The sequence below is a fragment of the Methylobacterium sp. CM6241 genome, from assembly GCF_054817845.1.
This window is the reverse complement of record NZ_CM139246.1, coordinates 160999-179885: the sequence shown is the minus strand read 5'-3', so window position 1 is coordinate 179885 and position 18887 is coordinate 160999. Positions and strand designations below refer to the sequence as shown.

General features: G+C 65.9%; 20 protein-coding genes. 15 read left to right on the top strand and 5 right to left on the bottom strand.

The genetic code is table 11. The features are described from left to right. Positions 1-129: 129 nt before the first annotated feature. A complete protein-coding gene (locus tag ACYQR9_RS00865; RefSeq protein WP_207412230.1) occupies positions 130-876 on the top strand; it encodes a YebC/PmpR family DNA-binding transcriptional regulator in 747 nt (248 codons plus the stop codon). A 682-nt stretch (positions 877-1558) separates the two neighbouring features. Continuing rightward, positions 1559-2125 carry a crossover junction endodeoxyribonuclease RuvC gene (gene ruvC, locus ACYQR9_RS00860; RefSeq protein WP_056434462.1) on the top strand — a complete coding sequence of 189 codons (567 nt, stop codon included), beginning with the start codon at positions 1559-1561 and terminating at the stop codon, positions 2123-2125. Positions 2126-2182: 57 nt separating this feature from the next. Here ruvC and ACYQR9_RS00855 read toward each other — a convergent pair whose 3' ends face one another. Continuing rightward, entirely contained in the window at positions 2183-2800 is a 618-nt protein-coding gene (locus ACYQR9_RS00855) for a YceI family protein (protein ID WP_207412231.1), read from the bottom strand. Positions 2801-2878: 78 nt separating this feature from the next. On the opposite strand from ACYQR9_RS00855, the gene ruvA reads away from it, so the two are divergent. From ruvA to bfr, 4 genes are all read left to right on the top strand, one after another. Further along, complete coding sequence (gene ruvA, locus ACYQR9_RS00850; protein WP_056434458.1) at positions 2879-3496, top strand: Holliday junction branch migration protein RuvA; 618 nt, start codon at positions 2879-2881, stop codon at positions 3494-3496. 172 nt (positions 3497-3668) lie between these two features. After that, entirely contained in the window at positions 3669-4658 is a 990-nt protein-coding gene (locus tag ACYQR9_RS00845) for a hypothetical protein (protein WP_461228380.1), read from the top strand. Between the two features lie 320 nt (positions 4659-4978). Further along, positions 4979-5260: a (2Fe-2S)-binding protein gene (locus ACYQR9_RS00840; protein ID WP_056434454.1), complete on the top strand. Its 282-nt coding sequence runs from the start codon at positions 4979-4981 to the stop codon at positions 5258-5260. A 61-nt stretch (positions 5261-5321) separates the two neighbouring features. After that, positions 5322-5819 (top strand): bacterioferritin, encoded by a 498-nt coding sequence (gene bfr / locus ACYQR9_RS00835; RefSeq protein WP_056434452.1) that lies wholly within the window; start codon positions 5322-5324, stop codon positions 5817-5819. A gap of 99 nt (positions 5820-5918) precedes the next feature. Here the strand turns inward: bfr and ACYQR9_RS00830 are convergent, their stop codons facing one another. Beyond that, a complete protein-coding gene (locus ACYQR9_RS00830; protein ID WP_056434450.1) occupies positions 5919-6776 on the bottom strand; it encodes a manganese catalase family protein in 858 nt (285 codons plus the stop codon). Between the two features lie 532 nt (positions 6777-7308). Beyond that, a complete protein-coding gene (locus ACYQR9_RS00825) occupies positions 7309-7485 on the bottom strand; it encodes a hypothetical protein (protein ID WP_461228379.1) in 177 nt (58 codons plus the stop codon). Between ACYQR9_RS00825 and ruvB the strand changes: the two genes are divergently transcribed. The 8 genes from ruvB to tolB all read left to right on the top strand — a co-directional run bounded on the left by ruvB (position 7478) and on the right by tolB (position 15504). Beyond that, positions 7478-8566 (top strand): Holliday junction branch migration DNA helicase RuvB, encoded by a 1089-nt coding sequence (ruvB, locus tag ACYQR9_RS00820; protein WP_461228378.1) that lies wholly within the window; start codon positions 7478-7480, stop codon positions 8564-8566. The genes ACYQR9_RS00825 and ruvB overlap by 8 nt on opposite strands. A 183-nt stretch (positions 8567-8749) precedes the next feature. After that, a complete protein-coding gene (locus tag ACYQR9_RS00815; RefSeq protein ID WP_461228377.1) occupies positions 8750-9694 on the top strand; it encodes a metallophosphoesterase in 945 nt (314 codons plus the stop codon). Then, positions 9691-10665 carry a metallophosphoesterase gene (locus ACYQR9_RS00810; RefSeq protein WP_461228376.1) on the top strand — a complete coding sequence of 325 codons (975 nt, stop codon included), beginning with the start codon at positions 9691-9693 and terminating at the stop codon, positions 10663-10665. Before ACYQR9_RS00815 ends, ACYQR9_RS00810 begins: the two co-directional genes overlap by 4 nt. Continuing rightward, positions 10662-11075 (top strand): tol-pal system-associated acyl-CoA thioesterase, encoded by a 414-nt coding sequence (ybgC, locus tag ACYQR9_RS00805; protein WP_461228375.1) that lies wholly within the window; start codon positions 10662-10664, stop codon positions 11073-11075. Before ACYQR9_RS00810 ends, ybgC begins: the two co-directional genes overlap by 4 nt. Before the next feature lie 249 nt (positions 11076-11324). Beyond that, positions 11325-12041 (top strand): protein TolQ, encoded by a 717-nt coding sequence (gene tolQ / locus ACYQR9_RS00800; protein WP_018041984.1) that lies wholly within the window; start codon positions 11325-11327, stop codon positions 12039-12041. A gap of 30 nt (positions 12042-12071) precedes the next feature. Further along, a complete protein-coding gene (locus ACYQR9_RS00795; protein WP_056434437.1) occupies positions 12072-12515 on the top strand; it encodes an ExbD/TolR family protein in 444 nt (147 codons plus the stop codon). A 15-nt stretch (positions 12516-12530) separates the two neighbouring features. After that, complete coding sequence (gene tolA / locus ACYQR9_RS00790; protein WP_461228374.1) at positions 12531-13955, top strand: cell envelope integrity protein TolA; 1425 nt, start codon at positions 12531-12533, stop codon at positions 13953-13955. A gap of 217 nt (positions 13956-14172) precedes the next feature. Continuing rightward, a complete protein-coding gene (tolB, locus tag ACYQR9_RS00785; protein WP_056434433.1) occupies positions 14173-15504 on the top strand; it encodes a Tol-Pal system beta propeller repeat protein TolB in 1332 nt (443 codons plus the stop codon). 157 nt (positions 15505-15661) lie between these two features. Here the strand turns inward: tolB and ACYQR9_RS00780 are convergent, their stop codons facing one another. Further along, entirely contained in the window at positions 15662-16894 is a 1233-nt protein-coding gene (locus ACYQR9_RS00780) for an MFS transporter (RefSeq protein ID WP_461228373.1), read from the bottom strand. 173 nt (positions 16895-17067) lie between these two features. Between ACYQR9_RS00780 and ACYQR9_RS00775 the strand changes: the two genes are divergently transcribed. Next, the gene (locus ACYQR9_RS00775) at positions 17068-18237 is read left to right on the top strand and encodes a hypothetical protein (RefSeq protein ID WP_461228372.1); all 1170 of its coding nucleotides are present in this window, start codon (positions 17068-17070) and stop codon (positions 18235-18237) included. A gap of 13 nt (positions 18238-18250) precedes the next feature. Here ACYQR9_RS00775 and ACYQR9_RS00770 read toward each other — a convergent pair whose 3' ends face one another. Beyond that, the gene (locus ACYQR9_RS00770) at positions 18251-18883 is read right to left on the bottom strand and encodes a redoxin domain-containing protein (RefSeq protein ID WP_461228371.1); all 633 of its coding nucleotides are present in this window, start codon (positions 18881-18883) and stop codon (positions 18251-18253) included. Between the last annotated feature and the right edge of the window lie 4 nt (positions 18884-18887).

The following is an 18887-nucleotide window of genomic DNA, read 5'->3' as shown; positions in this document are numbered from 1 at the left end:
CGCATCAACGCCGGGGCCCTCACCGCGTTGCCTCGATGAGCGGACCCGGCCTATAACCCGGCCCAACCCCGCTGCGGTGACGCGCGCGCGCACTTCCGCTCCACCTCTGACACGACCCAAGGTCACGCTATGGCCGGCCATTCCCAGTTCAAGAACATCATGCACCGTAAGGGCCGCGTCGATGCGGTCCGTTCCAAGATCTTCGGCAAGCTCGCCCGCGAGATCACGGTTGCGGCCAAGCTCGGCATGCCCGACCCGGCGATGAATGCGCGCCTGCGCGCCGCCATCATCGCGGCACGGGCCGAGAACGTGCCCAAGGACAATATCGAGCGCGCGATCAAGAAGGCCTCGGGCGCCGACGCCGAAAGCTACGACGAGATCCGCTACGAGGGCTACGGCCCGGGGGGCGCTGCCCTCATCGTCGAGGCGCAGACCGACAACCGCAACCGTACCGCCTCCGACGTGCGCTCGGCCTTCACAAAGTCCGGCGGCAGCTTGGCCGAGACCGGCGCCGTCTCCTTCATGTTCGACCATGTCGGCGTGGTGGAGTTCGACGCCAAGGTGGCGGATGCCGACACGATGCTCGAGGCTGCCATCGAGGCGGGCGCCGACGACGTGCGCTCCTCCGAGGACGGCCACGAGATCACCTGCGCCCAGGATTCCTACGGCGAGGTCTCCAAGGCCCTGGAGGCCCGCTTCGGCGAGCCGCGCCGCACGGCCCTGATCTGGAAGGCCCAGAACACCATCGAGGTCGACGACGAGACCGGCGAGAAGCTGATCCGCCTCGTCGAAGTCATCGAAGACCAGGACGACGTCCAGAACGTCTACGTCAATTTCGCTCTCTCCGACGCTCTGGTCGCCAAGCTCGAAGGGTGAGCGGCCCGGAGCCACAAGCGATCATTCCAGATCCGATAGTCCCCTTCGTGATGGCGGATCCGGGATTCGGTCCGGTGCCGCGCGTGCTCGGCTGATCCGGCATCCGCTTCGTTCGAGCGGAGCCAGGATCAGGCTGCTTTTACGGTGTCGAGGAAGCGGTTGACCAACGCCAGCGCGTCAGCGTTCCGAGTCCCGCCAGAACGGTTGCCGCCAGGATCGGCCCTGTCGGAACGTTCCCGCTGAACTGAGCTCCGTGCCCGGCGATCGGCAGGATTAGCCAGAGCCAGATGCTCAGGAATCAGTCGGAGCTCCGCCGGCAAGTTTCGATATCCGCCATCGGAATTCTGATCTTTCGGATACGCCGGACTCGTGGCACCGGAGCTTATGTGCGCGTCGCCGGTATCCGCGACGAGCTACGCGCTGGAGACGTAGAGACGGGCGACGAGATCCGGTGGGACGGCGGTGACCACGACGCTGTGGCGCCGTCCCCCCATGGATAGGATCGTTTCCCGCCAGCTCAGGCGACGAGGGCGACAATGTCTTGCCCATGCCATCGCCCATGCCATCGCCCATGCCTTGGCACAAGACTTCGTTCACGATATGTCCTTAACGCTCAGATCGGCGCGGCGCTCGCGCCCGGACCTGTCCAACCCATGATTTTGTCACCTCTGGTTTTGAGCGCATGACCGGCTCCGTCCGCATCCTCGGCATCGATCCCGGCCTGCGCCGGACCGGCTGGGGTCTCATCTCCGTCGTCGGGACGAAGCTGACCTATGTCGATTGCGGCGTGGTGACGTCGGATGGGGACCTACCTCTCGCCCTGCGCCTGCGGGAATTGCACGAGGGCATCACCCGCGTCGTGTCGGGTTTCTCGCCCGACGAGGTCGCCGTGGAGGAGACCTTCGTCAACAAGGACGCGCAGGCGACGCTGAAGCTCGGCCATGCCCGCGCTATCGCCCTGCTGGTGCCGGCTCTGGCGGGTCTGCCGGTCTCCGAATACGCCGCCAACCTGGTGAAGAAGACCGTCTGCGGCTCGGGCCATGCCGAGAAGGTGCAGATCCAGGCGATGGTGAAGTTTCTGATGCCCAAGGCCGAGTTCAAGACGGCGGATGCCGCCGATGCCCTCGCCATCGCCGTCACCCATGCCAATCATCGCGGTGCGCATGCGCTGAAGAAGCTCCACGCTCCCGTCGCCGGGGTGAGCGGGCTTGCCGCCGCACGGATCGCGGCGGCTCTGGCGAAGAGGTGAGCATGTCCTCTCCCGGCGCTGGGCGCGGGGAGAGGGGGCTTTACGTCCTGGGCGGGTTTACTGGGCCTTGAACTCGCCCTCCAGGCGCAGGCTCACCTCGTCGCTCACTGCCGGCACGAAGGCCGAGACACCGAAATCCGAACGCTTGATCACGGCCCAGCCATCGAAGCCCACGGTGTAGCGCTTGTCGACGGGGTTGGTGCCGGCTTGGTTGAACGTGGCGTCGAAGGAGACGGGTTTCGTCACACCTTTCAGGGTAAGGGTGCCGGTGATCCGCGCCGTGGTCGGGCTGGTGGGCTCCACCAGGGTCGCCGTGTAGGTGGCGGTGGGGAACTTGGCCGTGTCGAAGAACTCGGGGGCCTGGAGATGCTTGTTCAAGGCATCGTTAAGGCCGTTGATGCTGGCCATGCCGATGGTGACGCTGAGCTGGCTCTTTGCCGGCTCCTTCGGATCGAGAACGGCCTTGGCCGCCACATCGGTGATCTGCCCATAATAGGTCGAGTAGCCGAGATGAATCACCGACCAGGTGATCTTGCCGTGTGCCGGATCGAGCACGTAGGTGCCGGGCTTGACCTGGGTCGGGTCGCGCGACGGACCGGCATCAGGTGGCGTCTCCTGCGCATAGGCGCAGGGCGAGGCCAGAAGCAGGAGGGCGAGGAGGCGCGTGCGCATCATGCGGTCACTTTCTCTATGGCTGGTCGGACAGGAGGGCCGGTCCCTGATAAGACCCTGTCTCTGATGACGAGATGATGCATGATCGGCAAGCTGAAGGGTGTGGTGGATTCCTACGGAGAGGATTTCGTGATCCTCGACGTGCAGGGGGTCGGCTACGTGGTGCATTGTTCCGCCCGGACCTTGCAGCGGATGCCGGGCGCGGGCGAGGCCGCTTCCCTCGCCATCGAGACCCATGTCCGCGAGGACATGATCCGGCTCTATGGTTTCCGCTCCGATGCCGAGCGCGAATGGTTCCGCCTGCTTCAGACCGTGCAGGGGGTCGGCTCAAAGGTGGCGCTAGGCTTGCTCTCCGTGCTGGAGCCGGAGGCTCTCGCCACCGCCATCGCCATGGGTGACAAGACCGCCATCGCCCGCGCGCCCGGGGTCGGGCCGCGCCTCGCAGCCCGCCTCACCGCCGAATTGAAGGACAAGGCCCCCGCCTTCGCGCCGATCGACCCCGCCGTCCTGGCCCTCTCCGGAGCGGTGGAGGATCGAACCGCGCCTCAGCCCGCCGCCGATGCCATCTCGGCCCTGGTCAATCTCGGTTACGCCCCGGTCCAGGCCTCCGCCGCCATCGCCGCCGCGATGAAGGGAGCCGGTGAGGGCGCCGAAGCCAAGACCCTTATCCGCCTTGGCCTGCGCGAACTCGCCCGGTGAATCGGATGGTCCAAGGTGCAAATCCGCGTCCGGCTCGACGCCTGTTTTAACGGTTTATGCTACATAGTTGCCCATCGTCCCACGGGAGAACCAGCTTTCGTCCTTCCGGTAAACTGTCTAATCCGCTATCGACCGGAGCCCCGACTGGGCGGACCGCGCTCCGGGATTGAATATGACGGGCTTCTGGACATTCCTGGCGACCGCGCTGGTCTCCTGCGCGGCAGTGGCACCGGCGCTGGCAGCCGATCCGGCCGGCGCGCAGCCACCCGTTCCGGATGCGCCTTCGACGTTCTTTCTCTTTACCGATACCCAGGTGAGCTATCACTACCAGTTCCCCGCCGCCGAGCCGGGTATACGGGTGCGGGACGCCGACGGGTCGTTCCGCTCGCGCGGTATCCCCAAACAGATCTTCAATGTCGCGCATGCCAATGCCTGGGCCTACGGCACCAATCTGTTCTCGCTCGACATCCTGAAATCCGGAACGCAGGAGCGAGCCGGTACTACCAACGCGCCTGGCGGGTTCCTGCTTCGCGATGAAGGTGCGACGGAAGTCTACGGCCTCTACCGCGGCACACTCAGCCTCAACGCGCTCACCGGGACCAAGGCGTTCGTGGTGCCCGGCCTCGTCAAGGATATCTCCCTGTCCTACGGGTTCGACGCCAACACGAAGGATACCGCCTTCGGCCCCCGCAAGCGCAATGTCGTCGGCGGTCTTAACTTTTCCTTCGACGTGCCGGCCGGTTTTCTCAACGCCTCGGTCCATGCCTACAAGGAGTGGAACCGCAACGGCTTCAATCCCTATCCGAACCGGGACATCAGCTACGATACCGTCCCCGAGATCGAGATCGCCTATAGTTTCCCGCTGGCCTTCACCGGCCTGCCGCTCAGCGTCACCGGCATCAACAACATTGTCCTGCCCAAGGGGCGCGGTGTCCGTAATCCAGCGATCTTCGCCTTCAATCGAGAGACGGGGCTCGAATTCGTCTCCCGCACCAATCTGGTGCTCGACCTCGGCAAGCTCGTCTACGACCAGCCCAACCGCGTCGATGTGTTCATCGGCTTCCAGTACTGGCTGAACAAGTTCGGCAATCTCGAAACGGCGACCCTGAAGGGTACGGAAGAGAAGAGCTTCCTCGCCGGCGTCGCGTTCCACGTCTTCTGAGCGGGTTCGTCCCCGCCAGGATATCGCTGCCGCGAGGACGGTCGCGGTACCGATGGCCACGGCTGTGTGACCTGCCCGACTTCGACCCGAGAGACTGCGCCCCAGAGACGGTGTTGCACGCCCACGGGGCTGGCTCCTGTCGTCGCAGGCAGGTCCGCGCGCCTTGCGCAAAAATCCCATGCCAGTTAAGTTATTGAGAATGCAGTAGATTTTAAGAGTTCTAAAGAGGCGCTCAAGTCGATGCACGAAACGGGGAATCTGCCTCGCGCACGATTCTTTCGTGGTCGATCGAAGCCTCTCATCCCGTCCAGCGAGCTGTCATGATCGTCTGTTCCTGTAACGTGTTGTCCGACGGCGCCGTCCGCGCCTGCCTCAAGGATGGGCCTGATTGTCCGCGCACGCCGGCACAGGTCCAGGCCTGTCTCGGTTGCAGCCCGAAATGCGGTCGCTGCGCCCGGACGATCCGCTCAATCATGCAGGCGGCCCTGCAGGGTGCTCTGCAAGACGCCGTGGCGGAAGCCGGCCATGCGTGCGGAACGGGTTGCGCCAGCGCTTGTAGTTTGGTTCAATTCCAAACTGCGGAGGAGGGGATCGCCGCCTGAGGGCCTGTGCGAGGCTCCACGCTCCCCTTCATGCTTGAGAAGCTGAACGGGAGTGAGTGTTATGAAGGGTGATGTGAAGGTCGTCGAGTACCTCAATCGAGGTCTCCGCAGCGAGCTGACGGCCGTGAGCCAGTACTGGCTCCATTTCCGGATGCTGAACGACTGGGGCTACATCGACCTCGCCAAGTTCTGGCGCAAGGAATCGATCGAAGAGATGAACCATGCCGACCGGTTCATCGACCGGATCCTGTTCCTCGATGGGTTTCCGAACCTGCAGGAGCTTGATCCGCTGCGGATCGGCCAAAATATCGAAGAGATCATTGCTTCTGATCTCGCGGCCGAGACCGAGGCCCGCGCGCTTTATCTCGAAGCCGCGCAGTATTGCGATTCGATCAACGACCGCGTGTCGAAGATCCTGTTCGAGGAGCTGGCCGCCGACGAGGAGGGTCATATCGATTTCCTCGAGACCCAGCAGACCCTGATCGCTCAGATCGGCCTGCCGCTCTACGCCCAGAAGCATATCGGCGGCCTCGAGGCGATCGCTCCCGAAAAGGACTGACATCACACCAACACCCCGGAATGCAGGCGGCATTCCGAGGGCTTTCGTGGGACGATGAAGGAAAGGCCCGGCCCGGAATGGGGCGGGCCTTTTTTGCATTCAGGACATCTGCTGCGTCTGGGCGCCACTATCCGGGCGTGCCGGACCAAGAACCGGCTCTTCGCCCATGGGGGCGTTCTTGACCACGTTGAACGTGCCCTTTCCGTCGAGAGACGGGCCGCTGGTCCAGCGTCCTTCGGGGAGAGGCGAATCGTCGGCGGTGGAGACGAAGAAGCTGTAGCTGTGCTTCTGGCTCTCCTCGCTCTGCGGGAAGCTGTTGGGGATCGGAAGGTTCGCTTCCATGCCGCCCATATCCTCGATGACGGCGAGCCATTGCTGCTGGTGCATCGTGTCGCGCGCGATGAGGAAGCTCCACATGTCGCGCATGCCCGGATCGTTCGTCGCGGTCATGAGGCGCACGGCGAGGGTTCGTCCCGTCGTCTCGGCGGCGACATTGCAATACATGTCCGCCGCGAGGTTTCCGCTCGCGTAGATGTGGGACATGTCGAAGGGAACGCCGTCGCAATTGGCCGGGAAGGCAGCCATGCCGGTGGAGAGGATGTGGCGGTGGAGCATGCCTTCCACCACATGGCGCGGATTCTCGCCATTCATCACGGCGCCGACCACGGCATCCTTCACGCCCGCTTCCTGCAGCTTGGTCGGAGCTGTCTCCAAGTTGAGGGCGACGGCGGTGGCAAGCATCTCGATATGCCCGATCTCCTCCGTCGCGGTGTTGAGGAGCATGTCGCGATACTTGGTCGTCGGGCCGCGCGCACCCCAGCCTTGGAAGAAGTACTGCATACAGACGCGGATCTCACCCTCGATCCCGCCGATGGCCTGCTGCAACATCCGTGCATAGACTGGATCCGGAGACTCGACCCGAACGGGATATTGCAGACGCTTGTCGAGATAGAACATGCTGGTCGGCCCTTTCGAGTGAGATGATGCGGCCATCGGCGGATTGGCCGCCGACGGATCGCCAATTTAAGAAGTTAGTCCTATAAGCGGCCGTAAAGTCGTTCGGCCGGCCCTGGCCCAGAGGTGAATCCGCCAGCCGCGATGCTGCCCGGAGCGCCAACGGTCTCCGGTCATCAAGTCGCGAGCAGATGTGTCGGAGATATCGCCGGTAAGGCCACGATCTCCAGAACTGCCATGGTTGTTGTAGACAAGACCATGTTGTCTTGCCGCAATCGCCCATCGTCCTGGCTTGATAAATCTCTCTGAAGCGTAGAGTTCCAGAAAATTGTCGTTGTGTCAGGCATAAGACATAGCAAAAATCGGCGTTAACCTGGATCATGCGCTGTGTTTACATAAGATAGTCGCTACCCCGGTTCGGGCTCGTCATAGGCGTTGCTGATCCGTGACGCTTGGAGCGAGGTCGTGCTGGACCGAGGCCACTCTGCTTTGTTCTTGCGGGAAGAAGGCGAGAGGGTGCCGATCCGTCACGCATTCAGGTGCGCAGGGTCACCGTGAGACCCTCGTGCCACGCATCCGCCTTCGTGGCGCCGGGCGCCTGTCGCCGGCCGGCGAAGTAGCGCGCGCGGCGGCGTTGTGCGACATCGGGCGAAACGCCCATCCACCGGAGCAGGCCCTGTGCCGGGCCCCGACCGAGAGCCCGTGTGAGCAAGCTCCCCAGATCGCCGAAATCGCCCACCCTTCATCCGCTGCCGGAATCGCTCCTGACGCCGGAGCGGCGGCCGGACGATGTGGAGCAGTCGATCCGTCCGCTGAGCCTTCCCGAATTCATCGGGCAGCGCGCGGCGCGGGCAAACATGCAGATTTTCATCGAATCCGCGAAGAAGACGGGTTCCGCCCTCGATCACGTCCTGTTCGTGGGGCCGCCGGGCCTGGGCAAGACCACCCTGGCGCAGATCGTCGCCCGCGAACTCGGGGTGAATTTTCGCTCCACCTCCGGCCCGGTCATCGCCAAAGCGGGAGACCTCGCGGCGCAGCTCACCAATCTCGAGGAACGCGACGTCCTCTTCATCGACGAGATCCACCGCCTCAATCCGGCGGTGGAGGAAATCCTCTATCCGGCGATGGAGGATTACCAGCTCGACCTCATCATCGGAGAGGGGCCGGCCGCCCGCTCGGTGAAGATCGAACTCCCGAAATTCACGCTGGTGGGCGCCACCACCCGGGCCGGCCTGCTCACCACGCCGCTTCGCGACCGGTTCGGCATCCCGATCCGCCTCGAATTCTACGATGTCGACGAACTCGAGCTCATCGTCTCGCGCGGCGCGCGGGTGCTCGGCATCGGCATGTCGGCGGAGGGCGCGAACGAGATCGCCAAACGGGCGCGGGGCACGCCGCGCATCGCTGGGCGCCTCCTGCGCCGGGTGCGCGACTTCGCCATCGTGGCCGACGCTCCCACCGTCACGCGGGCCATCGCCGACCGGGCGCTCCAGCTTCTCGACGTGGACCCGGCCGGCCTCGACGTGATGGACCGCAAATACCTGACCATGATCGCCACCTCCTTCGGCGGCGGCCCGGTGGGGATCGAGACCATCGCGGCGGCGCTTTCCGAGCCGCGCGACGCCATCGAAGACATCATCGAACCCTTCCTCATCCAGAAGGGCTTCGTCCAGCGCACGCCGCGTGGGCGCATGCTGACCCCGCACGCCTACAAGCATATGGGTTTTGCCGTGCCCCGGCGCGATCCGGCCTCGCAGTTCGGGCTGTTCGGGTCGGAGGATCCGGAGGGCTGAGGCAGCCGATGGCGTCTGCGTTCTGCTCCCTGCAAAGACAGTGCGATGACGGATGGGCAGCGTGTTTGAAGTGAGACGATGTGTGCACATCCCCTCTCCCCGTGGGCGGGAAGAGGGGGGATAACGTCGGTCCAAACAGCAAGTCCTCCGCGATAGAACCGGCCGAAAGGCGACTTCCACCCCATGAGTTCCGACCCCGCATCCTCCCCGGTCCGGATCACCCGCCGCACCGTCGTGCTCGGCCTCGGCGCAATGGCGCTGGCGGGCAGCGGCACGGCGGCCTACGGGATCGGGGTCGAGCCGATGCGTCTCGCCATCACGCACTACCGGATCACCCCGATGGCGCCGTGGCCGGCCGGCCTGACCCTGCGGATCGTGGCCGTCTCCGACGTCCATGCCTGCGATCCGTTCATGACCCCCGCGCATATTCGGCGGATCGTCGAGGCGGCCAACGGCCTCGGCGGTGACGTGATCGTGCTGCTCGGCGACTACGTGAGTGGCATGGACCGGCTCGCCGGCATCGTGGACTCCGCCGATTGGGCGCCCGTCCTCGGGGCGTTGAAGGCGCCCCTCGGCACCTTTGCCATCCTCGGCAATCACGATTGGTGGGCGGATCGCGCCGCCTGCGAGCGAGGGCACGGCCCGACCTTTGCCGGGGAGGCCCTGACCCGCGCCGGCATCCGCGTTCTTGAGAACGAGGCGTTGCCGCTTCGGGTGAGGGGACACGAAGTCTGGCTCGCCGGGCTCGGCGATCAACTGAGCTTCGAGCGCACATGGTGGCGCTTCGGTATCCCCCGGAAGGGCAGCGACGACCTGCCGGCCACTCTCGCGGCGATCCCCGACGGCGCGCCCTCCATCCTCCTCGCCCATGAGCCGGACATCTTTCCGCAGGTGCCCGCCCATGTGGCCCTCACCCTCTCGGGCCATACCCATGGCGGACAGGTCCGGTTCCTTGGCTACGCCCCCGTCGTCCCCTCCCGCTATGGGCGTCGCTATGCCTATGGCCATGTGCGCGAGCAGACCGACCTCGTGGTTTCCGGTGGCCTAGGCATGAGCGGCCTGCCGGTGCGCTTCGGGGTTCCGCCAGAGATCGTGGTGGTCGACCTGTCCTCGGAGCCCATGGCATGAACCCGGTTGACGATTGGATCGGCGAGAAGGCTCTGCCCTCCAGGACACAAGCGGTGAGGATCACGCGCCGAACGGTCCTCGCCGGTCTCGGCGGCATGGCCCTGGTGGGAGGCGCGACGGCGGCCTACGGCGTCGGTATCGAGCCCATGCGCCTGTCGGTCACGCGCTACGCCATCACGCCGAAGGGCCACTGGCCTGCCGGGCTGAAGCTCCGCATCGTGGCGCTGGCCGACATCCATGCCTGCGAGCCGTGGATGAGTGCTGCCCGCATCGCCGGGATCGTCGAGACCGCCAATGCGCTCGGCGGCGACCTGACGGTGCTCCTCGGCGACTACGTCACCGGGCAGAACTTCGTCACACGCACTGTCGAGGCCGCCGAATGGGCGCCCGAACTCGGCCGCCTCAGGGCGCCGCTGGGCACCTTCGCCATCCTCGGCAATCACGATTGGTGGGAGGACCGTACGGCACAGGCACGTGGCGCCGGCCCGACCATCGCCGGGGAGGCCCTGACGCGCGCCGGCATCCGCGTCCTCGACAACGAGGCGATCCGTTTGGAAAAGGACGGGCGCGCGTTCTGGCTCGCGGGGCTGGGCGACCAGCTCGCCCTGCTGCCGGGCGCCAAGCGTCACGGCCATGCCCGCATCGGGGTCGACGATCTCGACAAGACGCTCGCCGCCGTGCCGCAGGGCGCGCCGACAGTCCTGCTGGCGCACGAGCCGGACATCTTTCCGCAGGTTCCGGCCCATGTGGCGCTGACCCTGTCCGGCCATACCCATGGCGGCCAGGTGCGGCTGTTCGGTTACTCTCCCGTGGTTCCGTCGCGTTACGCCAACCGTTACGCCTACGGCCATGTCCGCGAGCAGGCGGACCTCGTCGTATCCGGCGGCCTCGGCAACAGCATCGCGCCGGTTCGCTTCGGCGTTCCCCCCGAGATCGTCGTGGTCGACCTATCCTCGGAAGCCATCGTATGACCTCTCATCGCATCGACATCCGCGTCTATTACGAGGACACCGATTTCTCCGGTTTCGTCTACCACGCCAATTACTTGCGCTACATGGAGCGCGGCCGCACCGAGCTGCTTCGCGCCCTCGCCATGGAGCAGGTCGACCTCGCGCGCGATGCCGGGTTGATCTTCGTGGTGCGGCGCATGGTGCTCGACTTCCTGAAGCCGGCGCGGATGGACGACATGCTCGCCATCATGACCACCGTCGTCGAACTGCGCGGCGCTTCGATGCCGATGATCCAAGAAGTGCGGCGCGGCGACGAGGTCCTGCTCAAGGCCGAGGTCACCGTGGCGGCGGTGCGGGATGGCCGCGCGGTTCGTCTTCCGGATAGCCTCCGCCGGGCCATGGCGCAGCGTTTCGAGACCCCGTCGCTTTAGGCTCCGGCAGGGCCGGCCCGGCTTTCGGTCGGTAAAGCGATGTGCCCAGGACAGCGAGAGGTCCGGCGAGAGAGAATCCGACACTTCCTCATGGTTCATTAACCTTGACGGCCGAGGAAGGTGCGGCGTGCATTTTGCGACGCACCCCATACTTTCGACAGATTCACCAGCGATCTGGGGAACATACCGCCCGGGTCAGGTGGAGCGCGGGAGTCGACCGCCCGGTCGACCCGGGACGAGGACGAACGCATGAATCCCGCCGATGCCATGCAGGCGCTGCCGCCGCCGGACATGAGCCTGTTCAACCTGTTCTGGCACGCCCATTTCGTGGTGAAACTGGTAATGGTGGGCCTGCTCGGCTGCTCCGTCTGGTGCTGGGCCATCATCGTCGACAAGACCCTGCTGTTCCGCCGCACCAAGACCGAGATGGACGCGTTCGAGGAGGCGTTCTGGTCCGGCCGTTCGCTGGAAGAACTCTACCGCTCGTTCAACGACCGCCCCGCCACCAATCTCGGCGCCCTGTTCGTGGCCGCCATGCGCGAGTGGAAGCGCTCGTTCGAGGGCTCCGGCCGGCAGATCCAGAGCCTGTCCCAGCGCATCGACAAGGTGCTCGACGTCACCATCCAGCGCGAGGTCGAGCGTCTCGAGTCGCGCCTGCTCTTCCTCGCATCCATCGGTTCGGCCGGTCCCTATGTCGGCCTGTTCGGCACGGTCTGGGGCATCATGACCTCCTTCACCGCCATCGCGGCGTCGAAGAACACGTCCCTGGCCGTGGTCGCACCCGGTATCGCCGAGGCCCTGTTCGCTACCGCCATCGGCCTGTTCGCGGCCATTCCCGCGGTGCTCGCCTACAACAAGCTGCAGTCGAACGTGTCCAAGGCCCAGTCGCGGCTCGAGGGCTTCGCCGACGAGTTCTCCGCCATCCTCTCGCGTCAGATCGACGAGCGCCTGTCGCTCGCCGCCTGATCCCGACCGACAACAGAGCGAGGCACGATCATGGGCATGGCCCACGGAGCGGCGCAGGGTGGCAGCAGGCGGCGTCGTGCGCGCCGCGGCGGCGCCATCAACGAGATCAACATGACGCCGTTCATCGACGTCGTGCTCGTGCTGCTGATCGTCTTCATGGTGGCCGCGCCGATGATGACGGTGGGCGTGCCCCTCGACCTGCCGCAATCCAAGGCGAGCCCTCTCAACTCTGATTCGACGCCGGTGACCCTGTCGATCCGCCAGACCGGCCAGGTCTTCATGGGCGAGGCCGAACTCACCGACGACACCATCGTGCCGAAGCTGGTAGAGACCTCAAAATCCGGCTTCGAGGAGCGGGTCTTCGTGCGCGGCGACAAGCGGGTGGATTATGGCCGCGTGGCCCAGGTGATGGCGATCGTGACCGGAGGCGGCTTCAAGAAGGTCGCCCTCGTCACCGAGCCGGACCAGAAGTAACGGGCGCGGCGGATCGTGAAGCTTCCCTCCAAATTCCGGGAACCGGGCGTCTGGGTGTCGAGCGGCGTGCATGTCGCCGTGCTCACCGTGGCGCTGATGTCCGTCGCCGCTCCCGCCCTGCCCGACGCCCAGGAAGGTGTGCCGGTGGAGGTGATGACCGAGCAGCAATTCTCGGAACTGACCAAGGGCGAGAAGAACGCCGACAAGCCGATGCCCGACGCCAAGCCCCGCGCCGACAAGGTCGCGGAGAAGGTCGAGGAGCGCGAGCCCGAGAATGCCAAGGTCGATGCGCCCGCGCCGCCGAAACGCCCGGCCGACATGAAGGTCGCCAGCGCCGAGGAGATGCCCCTGCGCATGCCCGACCACGAATCCGAGAAGGAGGCGGCAGAGGCCGCCGCCAAGGCCGAAGCGGCGAAGCTCGCCAAGGAAGCCGCCAAAGCCGATGCCGCGAAAGCGGCGGAAGCCAAGGCTGCGGCGGAAGCTAAGGCGGAGGCTAAGGCCGCCGCCAAGGCCGAGGCTGCCAAGGCGGAAGCGGCCAAGGCTGAAGCCAAGGCCGAGGCGGTGAAGGCCGCCAAGGTCGAGGCCGAGAAGCGCGAGAAACTCGCCGAGCTCATCGAGCGCCAAGAGGCCGAGGCCATCGCCAAGGCGGAAGCCGCCAAGGCCGAGAAAGCCAAGGCCCTGGCGGAAGCCAAGGCCCAGGCCGAAGCCAAAGCTCTGGCCGAGGCGAAGGCGCGGGCCGATGCGAAGGCCAAGGCCGAAGCGCTCGCCAAGGCGGAGAAGGCCGAAGCCGAGGCGGAAGCCAAGGCCGAAGCGAAGGCGAAGGCCGAGGCCGAACGTCAGCAGGCGGCCGCGGAGGCCAAGGCTGCGGCGGATGCCAAGGCCCAGGCCGAGGCGAAGGCCAGGGCGGATGCCGCCGCCAAGGCCAAGGCGAAAGCCATGGCGGATGCGCGCGCCAAGGCCGATGCGGAGGCCAAGGCGAAGAAGCAGGCCGAGCTCGCCGACAAGTTCAATTCCGGCGACATCAAGCAGCTGCTCGCCTCGCGGGCGCCCTCGCAATCCACCGGCGCTACCGGCCACGAGGTCCAGCGCACGGCCTCGCTGGGAGCCGCCAGCGGCACCTCGCAGCGTCTGTCGCCCTCCATGCGCGATTCGCTGATCGGGATGCTGACCCAGCAGATCGAGCGCTGCTACTCGGCGCCCCCCGGCGCGTCGCAGGGCGTGGTGCTGCCGATGCTCGATATCCGCCTCTCGGCCAACGGTTCGCTGAGCACCGAGCCGCGGATCATGCGCGGTGGCGCCAACGCCGTGGACCGCTCCCTCGCCGAGGCTGCGCTTCGTGCCGTGAAGCGCTGTGCGCCCTACAAGATCCCGCCCCAGTTCGCGCCGTATTATGACGACTGGAAGGCGATCAACGCGGAATTCGAGTTCTCGCGGGTGTGATACAGGTCGGTGATCCTTCCTTCGGATTCGTCCAATCCCTCTCCCTCGACCTGAGGTGCCGAAGCGTGAGCGAAGGCCTCGAAGGAGGCTTCCAGGGCCCTCGTGCTGTCTGGAAATCTCCTTCGAGGCCCGCTGACGCGGACACCTCAGGGTGAGGTCGAGGATAGGAAGAACCGACGCTCCCAGAATCCCTGTTCAAGGTTTTCGGAATCTCTTCATGACCGACATTCTCCATCGGCGGCTCGCCTCGCCCCTGGCGTCGCTCCTCGCGGTGCTGGCCCTCGTGCTCGCCTTCGCCGTGCCCGCCCAGGCGCAGCTGAACCTGCGGATCGGCGGCGGCTCGTTCCAGCCGATGCCCATCGCGGTGGCCGATTTCTCCGGCGATCCGAGCCTCGGCCTGCTGGTATCGAGCGTGGTCACGAACAATCTGAGGCGGTCCGGCTATTTCGTGCCCCTGGAGAAGGGGAAGTTCCCTGAGAACCCCGGCTTCGATGCAGTGCCGGGTTTCGACAAGTGGCGTGCCGCCGGAGCCCAGGCCCTCATCACCGGCCGGGTCGGGCGTGATCCTTCGGGCAAGCTCAAGGTCGAATTCCGGCTCTGGGACGTGACCTCGGGCCAGCAGCTCACCGGCCAGCAATACGGCGCGGATGTCGCCAATGCGCGCCGCACCGGCCACCTCATCTCCGACGTGGTCTATACCAAGATCACCGGACTCGGCGGCTGGTTCGACAGCCGCATCGCCTTCGTCGACGAATCCGGATCGAAGGAGAACCGCCGCAAGCGCCTGATGGTGATGGACCAGGACGGCGCCAATGTTCGCGCCCTCACCAACGGCGAATCCGCCGTGGTGGCGCCGCGCTACTCGCCCTCGACGCAGGACATCGCGTTCATGACCCAGTCCACCGGCCAGCAGCCGCGTGTCCAGGTGATCAACCTCGAGACCGGCGCGCGCCAGGCCATCGGCCGGATGGATTCGATGAGCACCAGCCCGCGCTTCGCGCCGGACGGTCACCACCTCGTCATGAGCGTACAGCAGGGCGGCAACGCCGACATCGTCAAGATGGATCTCGGCTCGAAGGCGCAGACGCCGATCACCAACGGCAACGCCATCGACACCTCGCCGACCTATTCGCCGGATGGGCGGCAGATCGTCTTCGAATCGGATCGCGGCGGCTCGCAGCAGATCTACGTGATGGGCGCCGACGGGTCGAACCCGACCCGTATCTCCTTCGGCGAGGGCTCGGCCTCGCAACCGGCCTGGTCGCCCAAGGGAGACCTCATCGCCTTCACCCGCCAGCGCAAGGGTGGCTTCGCCATTTGCGTGATGAAGCCGGACGGTTCCGGCGAGCGTGTGCTCACCGAAGGCTTCCACAACGAAGGGCCGACCTTCGCGCCGAACGGCCAGTACGTGCTGTTTTTCCGCGATCCGGGCGGCCAGGGTGGCGGAAAGCTCTACATGGTCGACATCACCGGCAAGGTGGAGCAGCCCGTCCCGACGCCGTCCTACGCCTCCGACCCGACCTGGTCGCCGCTGCTCGCGGGGAAATAGGGGGAGCGGCTGGCGACGATCTCGACCGGCATTCCCCCCAAGCCAAGTGCTTCCGTCGAAAGGCTTTATCCCTTGTCGAGCCCTTGCGTGACGGGAAAGGGATAATGCCACCACAGGACGTGGTGGGGATACGTACCCCGGGGCTACGGTGTCCCGATCACTCCGCCGCCAACAGCCGGTCCCGCGCCTTGAGCGCCGGGAACAAGCGGCCCCACAGCACCGCCACGAGGATCGTCGCGAGCCCGCCCGCCACGACCGCGGGTACCGCGCCGACCAGTGCGGCGAGCATGCCGGATTCGAACTCGCCGAGTTCGTTGGAGGCGCCGATGAACACCGTGTTCACCGCCGAGACCCGTCCGCGCATGGAATCGGGCGTCTCACCCTGGACGAAGGTCTGCCGCACGTAGACGCTGATCATGTCGGCCGCCCCCGTGACGAACAGGCAGGCCATCGAGAGCGGCAGGGATGTGGACAGGCCGAACGCCGTGATGGCGACGCCGAAGACGGCCACGGCCTGCAGCATCCGCTTACCGGCATGGCGTTCGAGGGGGCGATAGGCGAGGAGGATGGCGGTGACCACCGCACCGGCCGCCGGCATGCTTCGCAACGCCCCGAGCCCAAGGGGGCCGACATGAAGGATCTCGGCGGCGAAGATCGGCAGCAGAGCGGTGGCGCCGCCCAGCAGCACGGCCACAAGATCGAGGCTGATCGCGCCGAGCACCACCGGCTGCGAGCGGATGTAGGACAGGCCGGCCGAGAGAGTCGCCCAGGTCACGGGTTGACGCTCCGTCACGGCAGCGGGGCGAAAGCGGATCGCGACGACGAGGGCGCTCGCCAGGGCGAAGCTCGCCGCCGCTGCCCCGAACACCGCCGCAGGGCCGAGCATGTAGAGGAACCCACCGGCGGCCGGGCCGAGGATCGACGCGCTCTGCCAGAGCGAGGCGTTCCAGGCGATGGCCGATCCGAACAGGGGACGCGGAACCAAGGTCGGAAGAAGTGCCTGGAGCGCCGGGTTGGCGAAGGCGCGCGACGTGCCGATGACGACGACGAGGGCATAGATGGGCCAGATCGAACCGGTGCCGGACAGGGCGATGGCAACGAGGCCGAGATCGGCCGCGGCCAGGGTCGCATAGGCGACCGCCGTCACCAGACGCCGGTCGTAGGTATCGGCCACGTGCCCGGTGATCAGGGCGGAGAGCATCGCCGGAAGGAAGCTCGCGAGCCCCACGAGGCCGAGGGCGAGAGCCGAGCGGGTCAGGTCGTAGACGAACCATCCGACCGCCACGGCCTGCATCTGGTAGGCGAGGCCGGTGAGGAACCGTGCGGCTCCGTACAGTCGGAAATCGCCGTTGCGGAAGACTGACCAGCGGGGCGCGGCGGATGCTGTCATGAGCGATGGGCCAAGGGCGTGAAGGGAGAGCCGCACCGCATCGTCTCTACAACGCCGAGGGTGCGACAGTGATGCCGCAGCTATGCCGCATGCGAAGTGCGGCCTTGTCGAATTGCTAATCTATCGGCCGAATAATTGCTGGTCGGGACGGAGCGTCATCGGGTTGTGCCAGCATGAACCAAACTAGCCTTGGGCTGAACCCGGAAGGCCAAGCTCAGCTTCCGGCTGACGTTCAAAATATCGTGGCTTCGTCTTCACGCGGCTCGATCCGTGCGTTCCAGAGGAGCGATATTCCGCAGGTCTGTCACCTGTTTTCGCAGACGTTCCGCCTCGGCAAGACTTATCAGGCGGCCAAGCTCGCGGCCTGCCTGGAAGCGACCTATTTCGATTCGCCCGGCTATACCGAGGGCACCGGCTCCATCGTCCATCTGGATAGAAACGGGGCTGTGAACGGTTTCATGGGCGTCATCTCCATGACCATGGTCGTCGGGGAGCGGACCCTGCGCGCCGGCATCCTCAGCGCCTACATGGCCGCCGATCCCGACAACAACCCCGGCATCGGCGTTAGCCTCATCCGGGGCGTCACCGCCCGCGATTTCGACCTCCTCTTCACCGACACGGCCAACCGCACGTCCCTCGATATCGCCCGTGCCACCCGCTTCGTGATCCTGCCGGCGCAGAGCCTCGAATGGGTGAAGATCCATCGGCCCGTGGGGACGGCGGCGTATTTCCTGGGTAAGCGCCTGCCCCGGCTCGCGCTCTGGATCATCCCGATCGCCCGCGTGGCGGATAGCGTGCTCCGGCGATTCCTGCCCTTCGGCTCCCCGCGCCCCGACGGTATCGTCTCGCGCCCCATCACCGCCGCCGATTTCGCAGAGGCTGCCCGTCCCTTCCTGGCTCACTACGATCTCAAGCCGGACCCGGCCGAACTCGGCTGGTTCGTCGAACAGGCCGGTCTCCAGACCAAGTATGGCCCCCTCCAAATCCGCGAGGTGGTGGATCGGATCGGCCGCCGGATCGGGTTGTATCTCCTCTACGCCCGCCGCGACGGCGTCGCCTATGCGCTCCAGATCTTGGCACTGCCCAACCGCGAGGAACTCGTCGTCGGCCAGATGTTCGTCGATGCGGCTGAATTCGGGGCCGTGGCCGTACGCGGGGCGACCTCACCCGACCTGATGAAGGGGCTCTTCCGCCAGAAGGGCCTTCTTTATCACCACGTCATGGGAACGATCGCCTGGACGCGCGATCCGGAGGTGGCGGCGACACTTCGCGGAGGTAACGTGTTTCTCGGCGGTATCGCCGGCGAGACCTGGGCGCGGATCGTCACCGAAGATTTCTCGTGACGGGGCGGCGTCCCTACGAGGCGTATTTCACCGTGCAGCCATAGGGCTTTGCAGTCCTAACGCTCACCGGCTTGCCGGCGGCGATCTCGGTGAGGGCAAGGTCCACGTAGTTCTTCGCGGTCTTGAGGTCGTCGAGATTGGCGGAGGGCTTATCGTCGATGCCGCCCTGGAAGAGCAGGGTGCCGTCTCCCGAGACGATGAACATGTGCGGCGTCGTCCGGGCAGCGTAAGCCCGACCGATCGTGCCGGTTGGGTCGAGGATGACAGCGGTGGGGGAGGCGCCGCGGGTCTGTGTCAGACGGTTCGCTGCCTGCCCGTCCACCGCGCCCTGCTCGCCGGGAGCAGACGAGATGACCGACAGCCAGACGATCCCGGCCTCGGTCCACTTCTTCTGCAGGGCCTGCATCGCCTGGCCACCGTAATGCTTCATCACGAAGGGGCAATCGTGGTTGGTCCATTCGAGGACGACGGTCTTGCCCTTGTAATCCTCGAGCCGGACGGTCCGGCCATCGGCATCCGTGCCGGTGAAGAGGGGAGCGGGTTTACCCACCTGTGGGCCTGCCGCCATCGCTGCGTGCATGCACAGTGGACCGGCCAGTGCGGCGGCGATGGCGGCTCTGAGAAACATCCGGCGGGGCAGGGCCATGGCT